At 60.8% G+C, this 18,786-nt stretch carries 16 protein-coding genes, 1 tRNA gene and 2 pseudogenes; 11 read left to right on the plus strand and 8 right to left on the minus strand.

Annotation, left to right across the window (positions count from 1 at the left end; all coding sequences use genetic code 11):
- Window positions 1–958 (minus strand): annotated as a pseudogene (locus ACILSE_RS10600) (2-acyl-glycerophospho-ethanolamine acyltransferase); the annotation flags it as partial.
- 172 nt (window positions 959–1,130) lie between these two features.
- On the opposite strand from ACILSE_RS10600, the gene ACILSE_RS10605 reads away from it, so the two are divergent.
- From ACILSE_RS10605 to ACILSE_RS10630, 6 genes and pseudogenes are all read left to right on the plus strand, one after another.
- Entirely contained in the window at window positions 1,131–2,378 is a 1,248-nt protein-coding gene (locus tag ACILSE_RS10605) for a class I SAM-dependent rRNA methyltransferase (RefSeq protein ID WP_395717362.1), read from the plus strand.
- Between the two features lie 199 nt (window positions 2,379–2,577).
- Window positions 2,578–3,897, plus strand: a complete 1,320-nt coding sequence (locus ACILSE_RS10610) for an ABC transporter permease (RefSeq protein ID WP_395717363.1) — start codon at window positions 2,578–2,580, stop codon at window positions 3,895–3,897.
- 85 nt (window positions 3,898–3,982) lie between these two features.
- Window positions 3,983–4,258: a hypothetical protein gene (locus ACILSE_RS10615; protein ID WP_395717364.1), complete on the plus strand. Its 276-nt coding sequence runs from the start codon at window positions 3,983–3,985 to the stop codon at window positions 4,256–4,258.
- 683 nt (window positions 4,259–4,941) lie between these two features.
- A complete protein-coding gene (locus tag ACILSE_RS10620) occupies window positions 4,942–5,502 on the plus strand; it encodes a tyrosine-type recombinase/integrase (protein WP_395717493.1) in 561 nt (186 codons plus the stop codon).
- Window positions 5,417–5,833, plus strand: coding sequence for a hypothetical protein (locus ACILSE_RS10625; protein ID WP_395717365.1), 417 nt, complete (start codon window positions 5,417–5,419; stop codon window positions 5,831–5,833). Before ACILSE_RS10620 ends, ACILSE_RS10625 begins: the two co-directional genes overlap by 86 nt.
- A gap of 376 nt (window positions 5,834–6,209) precedes the next feature.
- Window positions 6,210–7,371, plus strand: a pseudogene (locus ACILSE_RS10630) (IS3 family transposase).
- A 457-nt stretch (window positions 7,372–7,828) separates the two neighbouring features.
- Here ACILSE_RS10630 and ACILSE_RS10635 read toward each other — a convergent pair.
- From ACILSE_RS10635 to ACILSE_RS10665, 7 genes are all read right to left on the minus strand, one after another.
- Entirely contained in the window at window positions 7,829–9,817 is a 1,989-nt protein-coding gene (locus ACILSE_RS10635; RefSeq protein WP_395717366.1) for a sensor histidine kinase, read from the minus strand.
- A 268-nt stretch (window positions 9,818–10,085) separates the two neighbouring features.
- Window positions 10,086–10,862: a PH domain-containing protein gene (locus ACILSE_RS10640; RefSeq protein WP_395717367.1), complete on the minus strand. Its 777-nt coding sequence runs from the start codon at window positions 10,860–10,862 to the stop codon at window positions 10,086–10,088.
- 38 nt (window positions 10,863–10,900) lie between these two features.
- On the minus strand, window positions 10,901–11,395 hold the full coding sequence (locus ACILSE_RS10645) for a hypothetical protein (protein WP_395717368.1): 495 nt from the start codon (window positions 11,393–11,395) through the stop codon (window positions 10,901–10,903).
- 64 nt (window positions 11,396–11,459) lie between these two features.
- Window positions 11,460–11,536 (minus strand) — tRNA-Pro (locus tag ACILSE_RS10650).
- Between the two features lie 115 nt (window positions 11,537–11,651).
- Window positions 11,652–13,202, minus strand: a complete 1,551-nt coding sequence (locus tag ACILSE_RS10655; RefSeq protein WP_395717369.1) for a lipase maturation factor family protein — start codon at window positions 13,200–13,202, stop codon at window positions 11,652–11,654.
- A 31-nt stretch (window positions 13,203–13,233) separates the two neighbouring features.
- Window positions 13,234–13,974, minus strand: coding sequence for a hypothetical protein (locus tag ACILSE_RS10660; protein ID WP_395717370.1), 741 nt, complete (start codon window positions 13,972–13,974; stop codon window positions 13,234–13,236).
- A gap of 24 nt (window positions 13,975–13,998) precedes the next feature.
- A complete protein-coding gene (locus tag ACILSE_RS10665) occupies window positions 13,999–14,907 on the minus strand; it encodes an N-acetylglucosamine-6-phosphate deacetylase (RefSeq protein WP_395717371.1) in 909 nt (302 codons plus the stop codon).
- Window positions 14,908–15,159: 252 nt separating this feature from the next.
- Here ACILSE_RS10665 and ACILSE_RS10670 point away from each other — a divergent pair, with 252 nt between their 5' ends.
- The 5 genes from ACILSE_RS10670 to ACILSE_RS10690 all read left to right on the plus strand — a co-directional run bounded on the left by ACILSE_RS10670 (window position 15,160) and on the right by ACILSE_RS10690 (window position 18,450).
- Window positions 15,160–15,849 (plus strand): MotA/TolQ/ExbB proton channel family protein, encoded by a 690-nt coding sequence (locus ACILSE_RS10670; protein ID WP_395717372.1) that lies wholly within the window; start codon window positions 15,160–15,162, stop codon window positions 15,847–15,849.
- A gap of 57 nt (window positions 15,850–15,906) precedes the next feature.
- Window positions 15,907–16,311, plus strand: a complete 405-nt coding sequence (locus ACILSE_RS10675; RefSeq protein ID WP_395717373.1) for an ExbD/TolR family protein — start codon at window positions 15,907–15,909, stop codon at window positions 16,309–16,311.
- Window positions 16,312–16,319: 8 nt separating this feature from the next.
- Window positions 16,320–17,060: a hypothetical protein gene (locus tag ACILSE_RS10680; RefSeq protein WP_395717374.1), complete on the plus strand. Its 741-nt coding sequence runs from the start codon at window positions 16,320–16,322 to the stop codon at window positions 17,058–17,060.
- Window positions 17,057–17,302 (plus strand): hypothetical protein, encoded by a 246-nt coding sequence (locus tag ACILSE_RS10685; RefSeq protein ID WP_395717375.1) that lies wholly within the window; start codon window positions 17,057–17,059, stop codon window positions 17,300–17,302. Before ACILSE_RS10680 ends, ACILSE_RS10685 begins: the two co-directional genes overlap by 4 nt.
- A 218-nt stretch (window positions 17,303–17,520) precedes the next feature.
- A complete protein-coding gene (locus ACILSE_RS10690; protein ID WP_395717494.1) occupies window positions 17,521–18,450 on the plus strand; it encodes an AAA family ATPase in 930 nt (309 codons plus the stop codon).
- Window positions 18,451–18,786: the final 336 nt, after the last annotated feature.

Consider the following 18,786-nt stretch of genomic DNA (forward strand, 5'->3'; position numbering starts at 1 on the left):
GGATGAGCTGCTTCATCGGCGGCCAGGGAAAGCTCTGCATTTTCCGCACAAAGATGTCGGCGGTGAGGAAGCGGTCGATCTGCCCCTGACGGATGGAGCTGTCGATGGCGGCGCGGCCGGCGGTGAAATTGAGATTCACCGGGATTTTGCCCGCCATGAGGACCGCCACATTGCAGATGAGGCCGCCGAGGCCCGGCGGCAGGATGATGCCGACCCGCTCCTTCTTCGTCTCCTTTTTCACGACCTGGGCCAGGGCGAGGGCGATGGCGAAGACCTTGTCGAAGCGGATGATTTTGTCGTCCTTGCCATCGACGACGCTGTTGCGCGTGCCATGTTTTTTGAAACCCTGGATCAGGGCGTAGCCGAGGCTGATGTCGAGCTCCGGGTTTTCGCTGAAGCTCTGCTCCGCCAGCAGCAGAAGGCTTTCCTGATAGCTGGCGAGGTTCACATCCGGCCCCTGCAGCAGTTTCCCGAAGGTGAAGATCGTCTCAGCGTCAGTGAAGCGCCGCTCAATTGGTAACGCGGTGTCCTGCCGATGATGAACATGCAGCGGCAGCACCGGAATCTCCGCCTTGAGGAGAAATTCCAGCTTCGTGCCCGGCACGGTGGTCATGGGCGATGACATCGCGGCGGCCTCGGCGGGCAGATAGACGACGATGGCCCCGCCTTTGACCGCGTCCGCCATGGCGCGGCGGTAGGCGGAAACCTCCGTCTCGCCCGGAGTGAACTCCATGGCGTGAACGTTGTCCTGTTCCAGATGCACGCGCTGGAGCGGATGCAGCGCGGCTCCCTTCTTGACCAGATAAATGAGTTCCCTGCCCTCCAGCACGATTTCCAACCGGAGAAGGTCAAAGTAGCCCAACTGGCTGGGCAGGATCATGAATCCGCCGCCTGATGGCAGGTTTTCTTTGCCAAGGATGGTAAGGTCTTTGAGCGTGACGGGCTTTTCGGAGGCCATGGGAGAGGAGCGCGTGAAGGACATTTGCATCTAAACGGGAAGCGTCATGCATGCCAGCAGGAAAAGGGCCCGTCGAAAAGGGCCCGTCGATGAGGTCGCCATACCTCAGCCTGCATCGCCCCCGGCATCCTCGATTGCAAACCCGCGGAAACACTGCAAACAAACAGCACCCATGCCCCCTCCCCCGCGCCCGCCCCGCCGTGAATCCTCCGCCACCGCCGCTCCGCCGCCCGGCAGCGAGCACTGGCCGCGTCCATGGGCGCAGATGAAGTATTTCTCATTTCATCCGGCGGTTTATCCGAACATGATCCGCGCCGTCTCGCCTGACGCCGGCCCCGGCGATCTCGTGCATGTGATGGACAAGGAGGGGCAGCTCTTTGGCAGCGGCTTTTTCAATCCGAAAGCCCGCGTGCCGCTCCGCGTGCTGCAGCATGGCGAGGACGTGCTCACGGAGGAAAAGCTCGACGCCCGTCTCGACGCTGCTCTCGACCTGCGCCTGAACACACTGCGCCTCGACAGCACCACCGACGCCTGGCGGGCCGTCCATTCGGATGGCGACGGGCTGAGCGGGCTTGTCGTGGACCGCTACGCTGATGTTTTGTCGATCGAAGTGACAACCCTCGGCATCTGGCGTCGTCTCCGCCGCTGGTTGCCGAAATTGCACGAGCGGCTGGGCACAACCCAGCATGTCATCGAGGTCGATCCCGACATCGCCCGCATCGAGGCCATGCGCTGGGCCAACGTGCCCGAGGCGGACGATCCAGCGCCCCGCAGCGTGCGGATCCGCGAGAACAACGTGCGCTATCAGGTGAGCTTCGAGGACGGACACAAAACCGGCTTCTTCTGCGACCAGCGTGACAACCGCCTCAAGTTCGCGCACCTCGCCAAAGGGCGAAGCGTGCTCGACTTGTGCAGCTACACCGGAGGCTTCGCCCTCAGCGCCAGGGTGCTCGGCGGCTGCGAGGATGTCACCGGTGTCGATCTCGACGAAAAAGCCATCGCCCAGGCGAAGAAGAACGCCGACCTCAACCAGGTCCGCCTCGACTGGGTTCACGCCGACACCTTCACCTGGGGCCGCCAGATGCAGCAGAACGGGAAGCAATGGGACACCGTCGTGCTCGACCCGCCGAAGCTCGTCTTCTCCCGCGATCCCGAGGAAGGGCAGCTAGGCCGCAACAAATACTACGACATGAACGCCGTCGCCCTCGGCCTGCTGAAGCGCGGAGGTCTCTTCGTCACCTGTTCCTGCTCGGGATTGCTCGATGTGGCGGAGTTCGAGGACATCGTCATGCGCGCCGCGCACCGCAACAAACGCCGGCTGCAAATCCTCGACCGCACCGGCGCCGGCGCCGATCATCCCGTCATGTCCAACTGCCCGGAAGGCCGCTACCTCAAGGTGCTGTGGTGCCTGGCGTGGTAAAGGCCTGGAGAGCAGACGGCTCGTCCGCGGTTTGGATCACTTGGCGAACTTCTTTCCCGACTAATAGCAGACCTTGGTGCTGACGAGCCGGCTGCGTTTGCCCGCAGCCATACGCTCCCATGTTCGCACCTGTTGAAGCGGAAAGCCTGATTCAGATGGTGGCAATTTCAGGCGGCTTTGGGCGTATGATAAGGCCCCCATGTCATTCCTGGCCCAGCATCCGGTTCTTCGTCTCGTCGCCTCGCCTCAGCATCTGTGGAGAACGTTGTCCCTGGGCATCAAGACGATCTGGCTGCACAAGCTGCGCTCGTTTCTGACCATGCTCGGTGTCGTCTTCGGCGTGGCATCGGTCGTGGCCATGCTGGCCATCGGGGAAGGCGCCAGCCATGAGGCGCAGGAGCAGATTCGCAAGCTTGGCAGCCAGAACATCATCCTGAACAGTGTGAAGCCCCCGGACGGGCAGGGCTCCACCACGGAGGCGCGCAGTTTCATCAGCGAATACGGCATCACGCTGCGGGACATCCAGCAGATCCGCCAGACGGTGCCGGGCATCAGCGTCGTGGTGCCCAGCCGCTTCATCACCGAGAACATCTGGAACCTCGACCGCAGCGTGGACGGCCAGATCATGGGCGTGCTGCCGGTCTATCCGCAGATGCGCAACCGCGAGCTGGTGCAGGGACGCTTTTTCACAGACATCGAAATGGACGGACGCGTGCCGGTCTGCGTCATCAGCCAGACCGTCGCGGCCAGGCTCTTTCCCCTGTCCACGCCCACTGGCAAATCCGTGCGCGTGAAGGGCTACTACTACAAGATCATCGGCATCATCCAGGACGAGGGCCAGATGGTCGGCACGGACGCGGGCAGCACCGTGAACAACGCGCAGGCGCAGATCATGATCCCCTTCGCCACGCTCATGGACCAATATGGGGAGACCTTCTTCCGCTACCGCACCGGCAGCTTCGAGGCGGAGAAGGTGGAGTTCCACGAGGCGGTCATCCGTGTCGAGGATGTGAACCAGGTGGAAAGCCGCGCCGAGGCCATCCGCCACCTCATGACGAGCAATCACAAGAAGCAGGACTGGCGCATCATCGTCCCGGTCGAGTTGCTGAAGCAGGCGGAGCGCACGAAGCAGATCTTCAGCATCGTGCTCGGCAGCATCGCCGCCATCTCGCTGCTCGTCGGTGGCATCGGCATCATGAACATCATGCTCGCCAGCGTGACCGAGCGCACGCGGGAAATCGGCATCCGCCGCGCCCTCGGCGCTCGGCAGGCGGATATTGTGGTGCAGTTCCTCATCGAAACGGTCCTGCTGGCCGGTGCGGGCGGCGTTCTCGGTGTGGCGCTCGGCCTGGGCATCCCCATCGCCGTGCAGAAGTTCGCCGGCGTGACCACCGTCATCAAAATGTGGTCGCCGATCCTCGCGTTCTCGATCTCCGTCCTCACCGGCATCGCCTTCGGCATCTATCCCGCCCGCCGCGCCGCGAAGATGAATCCGGTCGAGGCGCTGAGGCATGAGTGATGAGCTGGGCGGAGATGAGGCACGCTCAAGGAAAAGCCTGGCCGGTTAGGTGCCGGGCGTCTTCAAGACTTGTTTTGTCAATTCTTTGCACCCGACCTCGTTTCCCATCTACCCAACCCTGAGAGTGGAGGCTGATTACGCGGTTCTCGCGGAGCTATCACGCGGCCTCAGCGGTGGGGACATTCTGAATGTGTGCGTGAACGCGATTCATGCGGGGAGCACGGATGTGGATTCGGCGAATTGGAGGTGGACGCAGGAGATGATCGAGGCGGAGATTGCGAAGGCCAAAAAGGCGAAGGCGGAGCACGCGGGGGAGAAGACAGGGCCGATGCGCAGGATTGGGGTTTCAATCGCTGACTGAGGCTTGCCAACCACTCACGGCACGCTGCCTCGGACTGATCCAGACAATCATCAAAAAATTCCGCAGAATAGTCTCTCTGCCGCACACGTCTCATTATCATGCGCCAGTCCGGATTTGCACGCGCCAGGCTCTTGCAAGGCCTGGTGCCGGGACGGGGAAGACCATCGTCCACAGATGGGCTGGATCGTTTGCTCACAAACAGTCTGGCATGTCAGATGGACTCTTATTTGGAATGGCTGGCGGTTAAGGGGCAAAGCCCGCGCACCATCGAAACTCGCAGGCGTTGGCTGGTGCTCTTCATCCACTGGTGTCAGAAAGGCGGGCTGATGCTTCCGGCCCAAATCACACGCCCGATTCTGCAAGGGTATCAGCTCCATCTCTGGGAACACCGCACCCGAAGCGGCAAACACCTGGCCGCTGGCATGCAGATCGGCCGCCCGACCGCTGTTCGTGGTTTGTTTCGCTGGTTGTGCCGCCAGGGTCTGCTCGATCACGATCCCTCCGCGCTGCTTGACCTGCCCAGAGAGGAGCGCTGCTTGCCCGCCAATACCCTCAGTGAGGCGGAGGTCATCGCCATCCTTCGGGTGCCGAACGTTCACGACCCGCTTGGTGTGCGCAATCGTGCGATGCTGGAGGTGCTGTAGTCCACGGGCATCCGTCGCATCGAACTGGCACGGCTGGAACTGCGTGACGTTCACCGGGAACGGCAGACGCTCTATGTGCTGGGCAAAGGCGGCAAAGATCGCGTCGTTCCTCTGGGGCGTCCCGCGCTGGCCTGGCTGCTGCGTTACTTGCAGGAGGTTCGGCCCTTGCTCTGCCTCCAGCCGGAGGAGCAGGCCTTGTTTCTGACCGGCTACGGTCACGGGTTCAGCACCGGCTCGCTGGGCAGTTTGATCAAGCAGATGATTCACCAGGTCCATCCCCGCCGCGCGGGTGGTTGCCACCTTCTGCGCCATGCCTGCGCCACGCACATGCTGGAGCATGGGGCCGATGTGCGGGTCATCCAGAAACTGCTCGGTCAAGCCAAATTGGAGACCACCCAGATTTACACCGAGGTTTCCATCAAGCTGTTGCAGCAGCTGCATCGGCGTACGCATCCGGCCTGCCGTGAAAAATCCTTCCCTGACGGTCCGGCAACGGGTAAGAGACAGGCGTCCCATGCGCCTGATCCTCCAGCTTTGCCTCTGCATCCTTGTTCTCCTGGGTGCGCGGACCAGTTCTTGTGGCAGGATTGTCTGCCATGAGCCTGCCACGGCAAGCCAGACTTTCATTCGGGTGACTGAGACGGACCCGGACGCACCTCCCCTGGGTGTCAACCCAGGCGGCTGGCTCTGCCATGACGCGACAGGCTTCGAGGATGGCCCCAATCTGTATGCCTATGTGAAGCAGAGTCCTTGGACCGTGTTCGATTCGGATGGGGTGAAGGCTGTCGTGTATTTCCGAAAAACGGAAGATTATGAATATGCCACCAAGGTGCAGAAGAACTCAAAGGATGGCGGATTCTATAAGGGTGCGCGTTTAATCCTACTTCAGAAGAACGATAAACGAAATACTGTCTTTTTAAGCCCGGCGTGACAGGAATAAAGAACGTTGTTGAGGATGGCGTTCGATACGACAAGGGTTCCTTCATCGGCACTGATGCAGCTTGGTTTTTTTGATAATACAACTCATGCCAAGAGCATAACCGATTGGTTCAATTTCGGCGGTAGCCTGACGGATGTGGCTAAAGGGGGGGCTGGCCAATATCGGAAATAGAACCGCTATGACAGCCTCAGCTCAAATTACCTCCAAGACCACCACGGAAATCACCAAGCAAGTTGAGAAAGCTGTGGTAGCGAAGGCCGAACAGGCGGCAACTGAGGTGGGTCCCGAAATTCGAGCCAGTGGCGGAGAGTTCTGAGTTTAGATTGGGAGCGGGTTGGGAATAGCAACCCAGACACCCCAATAGCCAGTGAAAGCAAAACGCAAAAGACATGACCTGCAGTTCAAGGCCCGTGTGGCTTTAGAGGCCCTCAAACGGATCAAGACAGTGCAACAAATCGCCAAGGACTTCGACTTGCATCCCGTGCAGGTCACGGAGTGTAAAAAGAGGCTCAGTTCGCAGGCCGGCAGCGTGTTTGAGAGCGGCAAGGAGCGCGAGGTCGAGGACTTCAGCGCGGAGCGCAGCGATCTGCACTCCAAGATCGGCGAACTCACCGTGAAACTGGACTTCGTGGTAAAAAATCCAAGCAGCACGGAGTGTGGAGCGGGCTGCCGGACTCATTGAAACTCGACACGCGAAACTCAGCATGAGAACCCAATGCCAACTGCTGGGAGTGGCACGCTCCAGCCTGGATTATGTGCCAGTGGGGGGCGGCGCTCAATGCGCAGATCAAGCGCCAGCTTGATGAACTCTACCTGCGCGAGCCCTGCCTGGGATCACGCAAGCTGGTCACTGTGTTGGCGCGCGATCACGGCATTGAGGTCCATCGCAAGCGTGTTCAGCGTTTGCGACTTGAGATGGGCCTGGAGGCCATCTACTGCAATCCACACACGAGCATCGCCAACAAGGCAGACCGCATCCATGCCTACTTGCTGCGTGAGTTGAGCATCACGCGTGCCGATCAGGTGTGGTGCGCCGACATCACCTACATCCCGATGAAACGCGGCAGCGTCTATCTCTGCGCGGTGATGGACTGGCACACACGCTGCGTGTTGGGCTGGGCGGTGAGCAACGCGATGGACACCTCGTTTTGCCTGCTCGCGTTGGGGCGAGCCAAAGCACGGGCGAAGTGCGTGCCGGAGATCTTTAACACGGATCAAGGCAGCCAGTTCACCAGCGCAGAATGGACGGGCAGGCTCAGCAAGTGGGGCGTGAATATCAGCATGGATGGCAAAGGGCGCTGGATGGACAACGTGTTCATCGAGCTGCTGTGGCGAAGCCTCAAATACGAGGACTCTACATCAAAGAATACACCACAGTGGACGCGCTGGAAGAGGACATCGAAAGCTGGATGACACGCTACAATACCTGGCGGCCGCACGAGACGCTTGGCAACCTTACACCCAATGCGGTGTATCGTCCAAATCACAAATCCAAGCCATCGATCGAAGGGATGCAACGCGCCGCATAATCCCCCCCCCGGCGGCGACCGCAATTGAGGCTGCTGTGAACATGGAGGCGAGCGTAGCGAGCTGACTGGTTCACAGCAGCCTCAATTGCGGAGCAAAGTCCTTGCGCAGCCGCCATCCAAGAACGAAACAAATCACACCCAAGCCGTCGCCAAGCTAACTTAACTTTGCGTTTCCCTGGCCGAAAAATGGGGCCACCTCACTCAGACACCGTTGGAATATCTTCAAAAGTTCTGCACGTGCATGCTCCACTTTCATTGGCTCCAGATTCTTGCATCTGCGGCCCTGATAGCGACAGGCGCATATCTCTGGCCACGTTGGCTGTCATCCAGATGAATTCTCGCGTCGCCATTTCACCGTGAACACCATCGTAACCGAACATTAGAACGGTACGCGAAACGCACGCACCATCGTCATTTGGCATTCAGACTTCATTCGTCATTCCTCATTCTGGTTTCCTCATTTCCCAATCGGGAACTCGACACACACCGTCGTGCCCTTTCCCGGCTCGCTCTCCCATTTCACCTCGGCGCCGACTTTCCTCGCTCGTTCGCGGATGCCGATGCATCCGAAGTGGCCGGGTTGGCCGTGGGTTTGGGCGGTGGGGTCGAAGCCGTGGCCGTTGTCGGTGACCCGGAGAGTGAGGAGTGATGGAGTGGTGGAGAGATGGAGCTGGATTTGGGTGGGGTGGGCGTGTTTGAGGGCGTTGGTGATGGCCTCTTGGGCGATCATGCGGAGGTGGTGGGTGACGTGCGGGGGGATGGGGCCGATGGGGTGGAGATCGAGGGTGATGGCGATGTCTTCGGGGGCGCGGTTGGCGAGGAGTTGGAGGGCCTCGGTCAAGGTGGTGGCGTGGCCGGTTTCGCGGAGGTCGGAGACGAGGTTGCGGGCTTCGCTCTGGATGCGGGAGACGAGGCTGCGGCTGGTTTCGAGCAGGGTGCGGGCTTTTTCCTCCAGGGGGCGAGTGGTGGCGGCATCGAGACGGAGGGAGAGGCCGGTGAGCTCCTGCTCCAGGGTATCGTGAAACTCGCGGGCGATGCGCTGGCGCTCGTCGAGCGTGGCTTGGTGGGCGATTTTGCTTTCCAAACGGGTGATCTGTCGGCGCTGGAGGGTGATCCAGAAGAGGGTGAGCAAAACCAGCCCGCCGAGCAGGGCGATGGCGAAGACGAGTCGGCGGGCATTCCAAAAGGGCGCGGTGCTGAGCACTTGGATGTCTGCGGCGGAGCGCAGGAGGAGCGAGGCGCGGTCGGGCTCGGAGCGGAAGCCTTTGTCCGTGGTGGCGGACTCGACGAGGCAGATGCCGGTGAGCTGGCAGAGGGAGCCGAGCTGGAGACTGGGCGCGGTGTTTTGCAGAAGGAAGGCGCGGATGGAGGTGCCGCCGGAGGTGAGCCGCAGCTCGTAGCCGTCGCGGGTGCGGAAGAAGTCGTTCAAGACGGCAGGCGCGGTGAGCTGGACGAGATCGGCGTCGTGCGAGCCGTCCTGAAATTGTCTGAGCGAAACAATCGAGGCAGCGGGCGATTCGGCGGGTTCGGTCAGTAGCACCCGCGCGTCGGCTAAGGAGGCGCTGAAGCCGGCCATGACGGGGAATCCGGTGATTTCGGCGAAATCGCCGGGCGTCAGACTTACGGGCGTGGTGAGGTGAATCGCGATGGAGGGCGATAGTGGTGGCCGTGGAGGTTCATCCTTCGGTATTTCGCGTGGCGGCGGTGGCGGAGTCGAGTCACGCAGGAAAACGCGGCCATCGGCGAACACGGCGAGCACGCTGCCGCGGATGCGCGCACGATGATGCGGCTCGTCGGCGGCGCCAAAGCGCAGCAGGGTTGCGACGGAGGTGATGGGCAGTGATTCGGGCGATGCGGATGCCTTTGTGATCGTAACATCTCCCCAATCGGTGACGCGAAGGTAAGGGAACACGAGCTGGCGGCGGTCGTTGATGCCGCCGGCGGCGAGAGCGGTGATGCGCAGGCGAGCATCGACGACATCGGGCGCGGATTCGGGCGGTGAATCGACGCGGACCTCAATCACTCGGCTTCCCATAGCCAGACGCAAGAGTGAGCGGTTTTCATCGAGCGGCGTCAATGTGCGGCCGAGGCCTTCGACGACGACACGTTGGTAATGGAAACGTCCTGTGGCGAGGTCGTCGTAAGCGGCGGGTGCGGCGGTGGGAGGTGATTCGTGGCCGAGAATTTGCAGTTCTGCGACGTCAACACCGGGAAAATAGAGTCCTGCGGTGGTGGTTCCTTTGACACGGATGTGATCACCCACGCGAAGGTCGTTGCGGCCGGATTTGAAATGCAGATGCGTGCCCGCGGTGTCGTCCTGCACGAAGACCGTGGTGCTGCTCTCGACGAACCCGACCGTGGCGGTGAGCTCGACGGGCAGTTTTTCCAGACTGCGTTCGTAGGGCAGTGTGCGTATGTCGAGAGCGGTCGTCAGTTGTGCTGACAAGGACGAAACCAGAGCCGAGCAAAGCGACACAGCCAGCACCGCGAAGCGTGTGCTGCCCCAAAGGGGTGAGCAAAGCGAAGCAATGAGGAATGATGACAGAATGACGAAGCCGGAATGACGAGTGTTCGCGAGGTGCGATGACGCGCTGACGGGTTCATCATTCTGTATTCGGCCTTCGTTCCTCATTTGGATTTACTCATTTGATTCACTTCGTTCACCCTCCGGGCTCCTTTCAGTCGCCTGTCTCGCTTCGCTCGGCTGTCATTTTTCAGTCCTCCGTGGGATCGACGCCTTTTTGCAACTTCCGCACGAGATCCTTCACCTCATGAGCCTGGCGCATGTCTTTGAACTGCACTTCGATGCCGGCGTTGGCGGCGGTGGAGAAGTCGATGGTGCCGAGGCCGAGGAGGCCTTTGAGGCCGGACTCGTAAACGTCGATGCTGCGGATGTCGCAGATGCGCGCTTCCTTGGAACTGCGGCCGATGATGCCCCAGATGAGTTCCACGCGTTCACGGGTGACGATGTAGTCGTGCGAATAGCGGGCGATGCCGATGGCGATGAGCGTGGAGGAGGCGCAGAGGAGGGTGATGACGGCGTATTCGAGCTGGATGGTAAACAGCAGTCCTGTGGCGACGAGAAGCAGCAGGACGAGGAAGAGGGCCTTCGTGTAGCCCAGCCAGGACGGGTGCGCGTGATGCAGGATGACCTCGCCGCTCGGGGTGTAGTTGTGATTGTCATCTTCGTCTTCTTCAGGCTCAGGCTCGTCGTCCTCGGGCAGCTCTTCTTCAGCGATGAGTTCTTCCTCGGTCACGATCTCGTGATCCGGGCTGATCTCACGATAAGCAGGGCGGTTGAGGCGTGATTGCACGTTGTTGGGCCGCATGCCGCTGATGAGCTCGCCCACGGTGTGGGTGAGTCCGGTGTCTTCATCCACGCACATCTCGCCCCGGGCAAGGGACCCGCGTGCGACGAGCGTGTAGAGATCGTTTTTCGACAGCGGGTCGCCAAAGGCCGGGTGGTTTTGAAGCGTGTAGCGGGCTGACATGGCGGAAGAAGGAGGCGGGAGGCTGTCCCGGGCCGCCTTCACTCTGCATCAGGCACGGGCGGGAGCAAATCTTCGCGCTTCATTAAATCAGCGACTTTCAGCAGCAGCAGTTCTCCCTTGGGTGTGCGAATGATTTCCCCGAGGAAGGGTGTGAGACGGTCCATCTCGGCCACGGCGGAGTGAACCATGCTGGCGAGGATGCGCGAATCGTGCCTGTGCGGCGGGAAGATGTTTGTGATGCGGAACATCACCTGGCCGCCGTCCCACTCGAGCTCGAAGTTGCCGAGGTTCAGCTCCTTGTTCACCCGCATGAGCAGCTCGCACACCGGCAGGCGGTGCGTCGAGGGCACCTGCAGAGTGGCTGTGGCGACGACGCTGACGATGTGCGTGTCCCCAAACACCTGCATATGCAGCGGGATCTTGGTGTGGTGCGCCTCGAAGTCGCTCTCGATGACATTGTGTTCCGGAACCTCGCGGTAATGCCATCCCATCTCCTTGAAGGTGCTGAGGGCGGTGGCGTAGAGGGCGGACATGTTCGGTTCGGCGGTGGGCGGTGTCCGGCGCGTCGGTTGAACAAACCGGACCACCTCGTGGAAGTGGTCGGGACGGCGAGATTCGAACTCACGACTTCTTGCTCCCAAAGCAAGCGCTCTACCAGGCTGAGCTACGTCCCGAAATGAGACCCTGGCCGGTTTGGCGAGGGGCGGCGATAGTCGCCGCGAATCGCAAAGGCGCAAGGGGAAAGGCGGCGGGAGAATGACGAAACCAGAATTCCGACTGACGAAATGCTCAGCGCCTCCCGGTGTTCAGCGTCACGGTGCCGCTGAAGTTGCCTAGGAGTTGGCGTTCCCACCATTCTCCGGAGACTTTTTGGGCCTCGGGCGGGGTGAAGTGGTAGCGGTAGAGCCGGGCGCGGATGTGGGTGATTTTTTCGACAGGGAAGGGCGGTGCTTCGAGTAGGTCCCAAACGGGCTGCTTGTTCTGGAGCAGGGCGAGATAGAACTGGCCAAACCAGTGCATGGGAGAGCCGGGATTCGCGTCGCGCTGTGGATCGTAGCCGGGATAGAGCGCGGCGAACCACATCTGCCAGTCGAGTCGCGGCTGATGAGGGGCGATGAAGGGCGGACGGCGCTTGGGATCGCCGGGTTTGTATTTGAAATCGAGCGGCAGGAAGAGCGCGCCATCGTCACTGACCTCGATGATCACCTCGGGGCGTTCCTCGGTCATGTCCTGAAAGAGGCCGTAGGCGTTGAAGCTGCGGGTGCGGTGAATGGCGACGTCGAGTGTTTCGTGCCAGCTTTGCGGCAGCTTGGTCTGGTAGCCGCGAATGCGTCCGGCGAGAAAGGAATCGGCCGCCAGAACGGTGAAGAGCATGATGGGGGCGACGGCCGCGAGGGAGGGCCATTGCGTCCAATGGCCGAAAGGTGGACGCGGGGCGTTGTCGTCGATGCGCAGCCAATGGCGGAGGCGTTTGGGCCACCAGCGGTCATCGAGCAGCGTCAGGGAAAGCGCGGCGGTGAGGAGGTTGAAGAAATTGTAGTTCCCTGTGACGAAAATGACGGCCATCAGGCCCACGAAGCCGAGCGCGGCGGCCAGAAGGCCCCAGCGACCGAGAAAAATCGCAAAAGGCACCATGAGCTCGATGACATACATGATCCGGCAGCCCGCCACGTGGAACCAGCGCGGCCAGTGGTGCGCGAACCACGAAAAACCATTCGGCAGCGGCTGCGTTTCGTAGTGGTAGAGCAGCGCGGTCATGTTTTCCCACGGCAGATCGCCGCCGCCGATCTTGACGTAGCCGGAGAGGAACATCAGGCGGAACAGAAGCCAGTGCAGGAGGAAGATCGAGCCACGTGGTGGCTCGGTGACGTCGCGACACGACCAAAACCGCCACGGCGCGACGAATACTGCGAGAAATCCGGCTTCCAGCAGCAGCGCATCCCATTGGTAGCCCATGAAGATATCGCCCGTGGTGGCAAAGGAGAGATAACCGAACCACAGCAGCGCCAGCAGCGGCCCCTGCGCCACCCCGGCCATCACCAGCACACAAAGAACGCCGCAGGCGATCAGGCAGCCGTGCGCGAAGGCATCGCTGTAATGCCAGTGGAAGATGCTCGGGAACTGCCAGAACAGCGTCTTGTGCTCGCGCTCCTCGAAGGCGTGAATGTTCTCGATGAGGTTCTTCGCGGGTAGGATGCCGTTCTCACCGACCAAACCGTCATACTGCACACCCCACGAGATGAAGGCGATCAGGTAGATCGCTGCCAGCAGCCGCGGAAACAGCCAGCGGACGACGCTGTAGCGTCCGCGATGGGTTTCGAGCCAGGAGAGCGGGTCCACGCGAATGAAGTGGCATGTTGCGCGGACCAAACTACTTGGCAGGCCAACCGCATTTGTAGCAGCGATATTTGTCGATCCAAAGTTTTGTCCGTCCATGTCCTCTTGGGCACAGCGGAAAACCTGGGTCTTCTTCTTGTTCCTCTTCTTCGCTCTCCTCGTCATCCTCATACTCAACCAACTTGCTTTCACAGAACTCTGACAGCTCGGTGATGCTATTTTCCGTGTTGTTGAGCACGTTGTGAATTAGTGGCCATGGAATCTTGACGTCTACTTGGAAAAGATTTTCTGCCACGGAATCAAGCGTGAGTTGTTTCCATCGCTCAACGGCATTGGCGAATTGCTGGTCCAGTTTTGAAGTGTCCTCGCCTTGAATTCTCAGGGCCAAAGCAAACAGAGGCAAGCCGGTTAGGTAGGGGATGAGCCAGCTGTATTTGCCTTCGTTGACTCGATTTCGAGCGTAGTCGACCGATTCCTTGAGTTGAAGGGCGTATGAGAAAAGCTCTTTTGTGTTATTGAGTTGTATCAACATCTCCATGTTCCCTATCCGAGATTGAAACTGCTCGAACTTATCGGATTCGATTTTCTCGATAATCTTCTCGCCTACCACATTGATCGCCTCTTGCAGATGGGCTTGCGCTTGAGATATGGCGGCGCTCAATTCTTGAATCCTTCCATCCATTTCCTGATTCTGGATGTGGTCACGATGAAGTCTGATCTCCTTCGATACTTCGATGCCTAATTCGAGCAGGCGGAGTGCTGTAAATGGGTCCATAAACAGGAGAATGTGTCGAAAAAATTATACGGCAATCGCCTTCCGCGGATTCACATCCAGCACCCGCTGCAACTCCTCCTCGCTCATCCCCAACTGCTCATACGCGTTCTTTTTGATGCGCGGGACGGTGACGGTGCTGCCGACGAAGTGGGTGGCGTCGGGGGAGCGGGCGACGAGGTCGTCGCCGATGAGGATGTCCCAACCGGCGAGGGTGTAGCGGCCAGGGCCGAGGCGGGCGGCGGAGATGGCATCAGTGACGAAGATGGTGCGGTCGAGGCCGATGCTGGCGAGACAGTTTTTCAGCACGAAGAAGGGCACATGCACACCATCCGGGATGAAGCAGAGCCAGAGGCGATCATGCAGGCTGAGGGCGCGCTGGATGATGTTGTCGTGGCGGTGCATCTGGATGGGGCAGCCGTTCCCGAGGTGGGTGAACATGCTCAAACCGGCATCGCAGGCAGCATTGAGCTGATCGAGCGAGGGATCGCAGTGGCCAGCGGAGACGGTGACGCCCTGTGAAACGAGAAAGGCGGTCGTTTTGCTGCTCTCATCGTGCTCGGGAGCGAGGGTGACGAGCTTTGCGAGACCCCCGGCGGCGGCGAGGAGGCGCTTGGCATCGTTCACATTGGCCGGTTTCACGGCCTGGGGCGGATGGGCGCCGACGTAGCCTTTGATGGGATTGATGAACGGCCCCTCAATGTGAATGCCGGTGATCATCCTGCGGGCGAGTTCATCCTTTTCGCGCAATTCGACGAGTTTGCCGATGCGGCGCTCCAAGGTGGGGATTTCATCGGTGATGAAGGTGGCAAGAATGTTGTCGCAGCCGTCTTCAACGAGGCACTCGCAGGCATGGTGGAGGGCTTCGGCGGTGAGGTTGTCGCTATTGAAGTCGGTGCCTGCGTAGCCATTGACCTGGAGATCGAAAGGTTTCATGGCCGACATTGGAGCGGGTTCGGGGAAGGGAAGCAAGACCGGGCGGTGATGGGTTTTGGTATGAATGTCATGCTGGCGGCTTCACGGCCAAGCAGGAGCCCGTCCCGCCTGCTTGACCTTCTTGGTGTTTTCCCGTTTATTTCCAGTGTTTACAAGCCGCCCGACTCGGCATAAAACATGCTTTGAGCGATGTACACTCCCGATTCCGTGCTGCGCTCTGGCATTTTCCTTACCACTCCCTGATTCAGGCTCATGATTGATCTCATCTCCAAAGGCGGACCTCTTGTCTGGCTCCTGATCGGGTGCCTGTGCTTCGCCGGGGCGATTTTCATCGAGCGCCTGGCTTATTTCCACCGTGCCAGCATGAACATCGGCGAATTTTTGGCCGGACTGGCGAGCCTGATCCGCCGGCGGAATTTCGCCGAGGCGTTGCAGGAGTGCGTGGCGACGCGGGTGCCTGCCGGACGTGTGATTCACGCGGCGCTGCTGAGGCATCACGCGCCGAGAGAGCAGTTGAAGGAGATCGTGCAGGAGGCGGGGCAGCTTGAAGTGCCGCGCCTGGAGCGTTTCCTCGGCATTCTAAACGCGATCGCCCACGCGGGGCCGCTGATCGGCCTGCTGGGAACGGTGATCGGTCTGCTCGACAGTTTCACCGGGCTGGCATCCGCCAATGGTGTGGCAACGCATGCGGATGTGGCTCGCGGGGTTTATCAGAGCCTTATCACCTCCGCGCTCGGTCTCGTTGTGGCGATTCCGGCCTACCTGTCCTTCGCCTTTCTCAGTGCCCGTGCCCGCTCGCTCATGCACGATCTGGAGCGCGCTGGAATCGAGATCGTGAACCTGATCGAGGACGCGAAAGGCAGTGACAACATCGTCGAATTCCGCCCGGCGGAGGTGGAGGCGCCGAAGACGGGCAAGCGGATCCGCGGATTGAAGGGATAGGCCGCCGGCCGCTCCTTTCCGATGATTCCGCGAACCGAGAACTCTTGAGCACCAACCATGAAGCTCGAAAGCAATCTGCCGAAGCAAAGCCCGTGGCTCTACACCGCGCCGCTGCTGAACACCATCCTGCTGCTGCTGGTGTACTTTCTTTTCACCAGCGACTTCGTGGTGCAGTCAGGCATCTCGGTGGAGCATCCCGAGTCGAATTCAAGGCTCACGGGTTTTGACCGGGCCCACATCATCACCGTAGCCGCCGGAACTGACAGCGCTCTTTATTTTGACGGCCTGCGCATCTCCCAACCGGAGCTGCGGGAGAAACTCAAGGCGAATCGCGAGGGCGAACGCCGCGCGATTATCCACGCCGACAAACATGCGCCGCATGGACGTGTGATCGAGATCGGTAACATGGCGCTCGATCTGGGCTACGAGGTGGCTTATTCCACAGTGCCGCCGAAATCTTGACCACGCCCATGCCGATGCCCGACAGGACACCAACATCCGGGACGCTGATATTCGCGTGGAAAGCGCGGGATCACTCTCTTTGGCATCTGGTGGTGGCGTTGCTGCTGCTGATGGCCGGGATGGCGGGGTTCTTCTTCATTTTTCGTATCGTCCAGCCGGTGGCGCAGCGCACGCTGGTTACGCCGCAGCATGTGATTTCGCTCGATCCGCGCGATCCGGTGGCGCTGGCGCTGATCCATCGGGCGCAGGACCGCAGTTTCGCGTTGCTGAGTGACACGGACAGTGTTTTGCCCCTGGACGGCCCGATGTTTTCCTTCCGTCCCTCGTTCGAGGGGCATCAGATCGGGCTGCGTGGTCTGGAGTCCTCATCCGGTCCGACACAGCCGCGAATGCTGGCCGTGCGGCCGGATGTGCTGCCTCCGGTGCCACGACGCGCCACCGAGCCGGTCACCGCGCCGCCAGCCGCGACTTTGCGCGCCGTCATGAGTCCGTCCCTGGCAAAGCGCGGTCCTGCGAGCGTGGAACTGGAGGGCATCCTGCTCACGCAGCCGACGCGTGTGCAGTTCCGCGTGGCGGTCGGCCCCGCCGGGCAGATTGTGACCGCTTTGCCTCTGAGCAGCGCTGACGATGCCGGGGTGATGCGGCAGTTGCATGCCGCTGTCAGCAACCTGCGATTCGCTCCCTCTGAAGCAAATAATATGGAATGGGGGGAAATCTCCTTCCGTTGGGAGGCGGTCGCCGCGCCATGATCTCCATTCCTCTCGGTGGATTGATCATCCTGTTCATGGCCGTCGGGGTGACCACGGTCTGTGTGCTGTGGTTCCACAGCTTCTGGCGTGAGCGCAAGCGGGAGGTCTATCGCCGGCGCATCGCCATCCAGTGCCGCATCTGTGGCACGGCCTATGCCTGCGAGCCGAAGCGCAAGATCGAGGTGACGATCTGCCCGGTGTGCCGCACACCGAACGAGCGGAACAAGCTGCAGCAAATCTGACCTGGCTGCGCCAGCAATGACGAAGGACGAATTTCCGAATGACGAAGTAGCTCGAACTCGACGTCCGAATCCGTCATTGGGCATTCATTCGTCACTCATCATTTTTGTTTCGTCATTTTTATGAGTGCGGGCGATTGCAGGCTTGCCTTCCGACCTGCAAATCTGCGAGATTCACGTCATCAATGTCCTCACGCGTGCCACATTCTCCCGCCGACGCCATGCTGCCCGCCGCCACGGCGAAAACAGCGCAGCAGCAGATCGAAACGATCATCCAGCGCGTCTCGCAGATCATCCTGGGCAAGGAGGAGGTCGTCCGTCTCGCGGTGACGTGCCTGCTGGCGCGCGGGCATCTGCTTTTTGAGGATCAGCCGGGCGTGGGGAAGACGATGCTTTCTCAAGCGCTCGCACAGGCGCTGGGACTTGGATTTCGCCGCGTGCAATTCACCAGCGACCTGCTGCCGGCGGACATTCTTGGCGCTTCGGTTTATGACCGTGACAGCGCCGCGTTTCATTTCCATCGCGGCCCGGTCTTCACACAGGTGCTGCTGGCGGACGAGATCAATCGCGCCACGCCGAAAACACAGTCCGCGCTGCTGGAGGCGATGGAGGAGGGCAAGGTGACCGCCGATGGCGCCACGCATCCGCTGCCGGAGCCGTTCTTCGTCATCGCCACGCAGAATCCTTCAACCCAAGTGGGCACCTTCATGCTGCCGGAGTCGCAGTTGGACCGCTTTCTGATGCGGCTGGCCTTGGGAGTGCCCGATCGTGCTGCGGAGCGCGCCTTGCTCGAAGGACAGGAACGGCGCGAACTGCTGCGGGAGATGCAACCTGCCATGTCGATGATCGAGTTGCAGCAGTTGCAGCTTTGGGTGCGCGCGGTGCATGCCGCGCCGGCGTTGCTGGACTATTTGCAGGATCTGCTGGCGGCCAGCCGTGTGCAGGGGCACGGGCTTTCACCTCGCGCCGGGCTTGCTGTGCTGGCTGCTTCGCGCGCGTGGGCCTTGCTCAGTGGCAGGGCGATGGTCCTGCCGGAGGATGTGCAGTCGGTGGCGGTTCCTGTGATGGGCCATCGTCTTGAGCATGCGATGGACGGCATGAGCGGTGTCGAATTCGCGAAGCAGCTCATTGCCGAAACGCCACTGCCGTGATGTGATGAAAACCCGCGTCCGCTGGAACCGGCACACGCTTGCGTTGCTCGCCATCGTCGGCGGCATGTGGTATGCGGCGGAGGCGCAGTCAAACGGCGCGGCGCATCTCATCGCGCTTCTGGTCGCGGCCATGGGACTTGTGTCGTGGCTGCATGCGCGCGCGAATTTGTGCGGTCTGGGTGTGCGTCTCATCGGGGCGCGGCCGGTGGCGCAGGATGAGTCGAGGCGCATTCCTGTGGAATTGCGTGCGAGCGGCGCTTTTTCACCCTGCGGACTGGAGGTGATGGTCATTGGCGCGGAGAAGCCGGTGTTTGTCGAGCGCGTGCCAGCCGGTGG

Origin of the sequence: Prosthecobacter sp. (assembly GCF_044236155.1) — a bacterium.
Classification (GTDB): Bacteria; Verrucomicrobiota; Verrucomicrobiia; order Verrucomicrobiales; family Verrucomicrobiaceae; genus Prosthecobacter.

Excerpts from the sequence above, each read along its gene's own strand:
- ACILSE_RS10605 (WP_395717362.1), top strand. The coding sequence starts at position 1,131 with ATGCCCCCTCCCCCGCGCCCGCCCCGCCGTGAATCCTCCGCCACCGCC.
- ACILSE_RS10610 (WP_395717363.1), top strand. The coding sequence starts at position 2,578 with ATGTCATTCCTGGCCCAGCATCCGGTTCTTCGTCTCGTCGCCTCGCCT.
- ACILSE_RS10625 (WP_395717365.1), top strand. The coding sequence starts at position 5,417 with ATGCGCCTGATCCTCCAGCTTTGCCTCTGCATCCTTGTTCTCCTGGGT.
- ACILSE_RS10640 (WP_395717367.1), bottom strand. The coding sequence starts at position 10,862 with ATGTCAGCCCGCTACACGCTTCAAAACCACCCGGCCTTTGGCGACCCG.
- ACILSE_RS10645 (WP_395717368.1), bottom strand. The coding sequence starts at position 11,395 with ATGTCCGCCCTCTACGCCACCGCCCTCAGCACCTTCAAGGAGATGGGA.
- ACILSE_RS10660 (WP_395717370.1), bottom strand. The coding sequence starts at position 13,974 with ATGGACCCATTTACAGCACTCCGCCTGCTCGAATTAGGCATCGAAGTA.
- ACILSE_RS10665 (WP_395717371.1), bottom strand. The coding sequence starts at position 14,907 with ATGAAACCTTTCGATCTCCAGGTCAATGGCTACGCAGGCACCGACTTC.
- ACILSE_RS10670 (WP_395717372.1), top strand. The coding sequence starts at position 15,160 with ATGATTGATCTCATCTCCAAAGGCGGACCTCTTGTCTGGCTCCTGATC.
- ACILSE_RS10675 (WP_395717373.1), top strand. The coding sequence starts at position 15,907 with ATGAAGCTCGAAAGCAATCTGCCGAAGCAAAGCCCGTGGCTCTACACC.
- ACILSE_RS10680 (WP_395717374.1), top strand. The coding sequence starts at position 16,320 with ATGCCGATGCCCGACAGGACACCAACATCCGGGACGCTGATATTCGCG.
- ACILSE_RS10685 (WP_395717375.1), top strand. The coding sequence starts at position 17,057 with ATGATCTCCATTCCTCTCGGTGGATTGATCATCCTGTTCATGGCCGTC.
- ACILSE_RS10690 (WP_395717494.1), top strand. The coding sequence starts at position 17,521 with ATGCTGCCCGCCGCCACGGCGAAAACAGCGCAGCAGCAGATCGAAACG.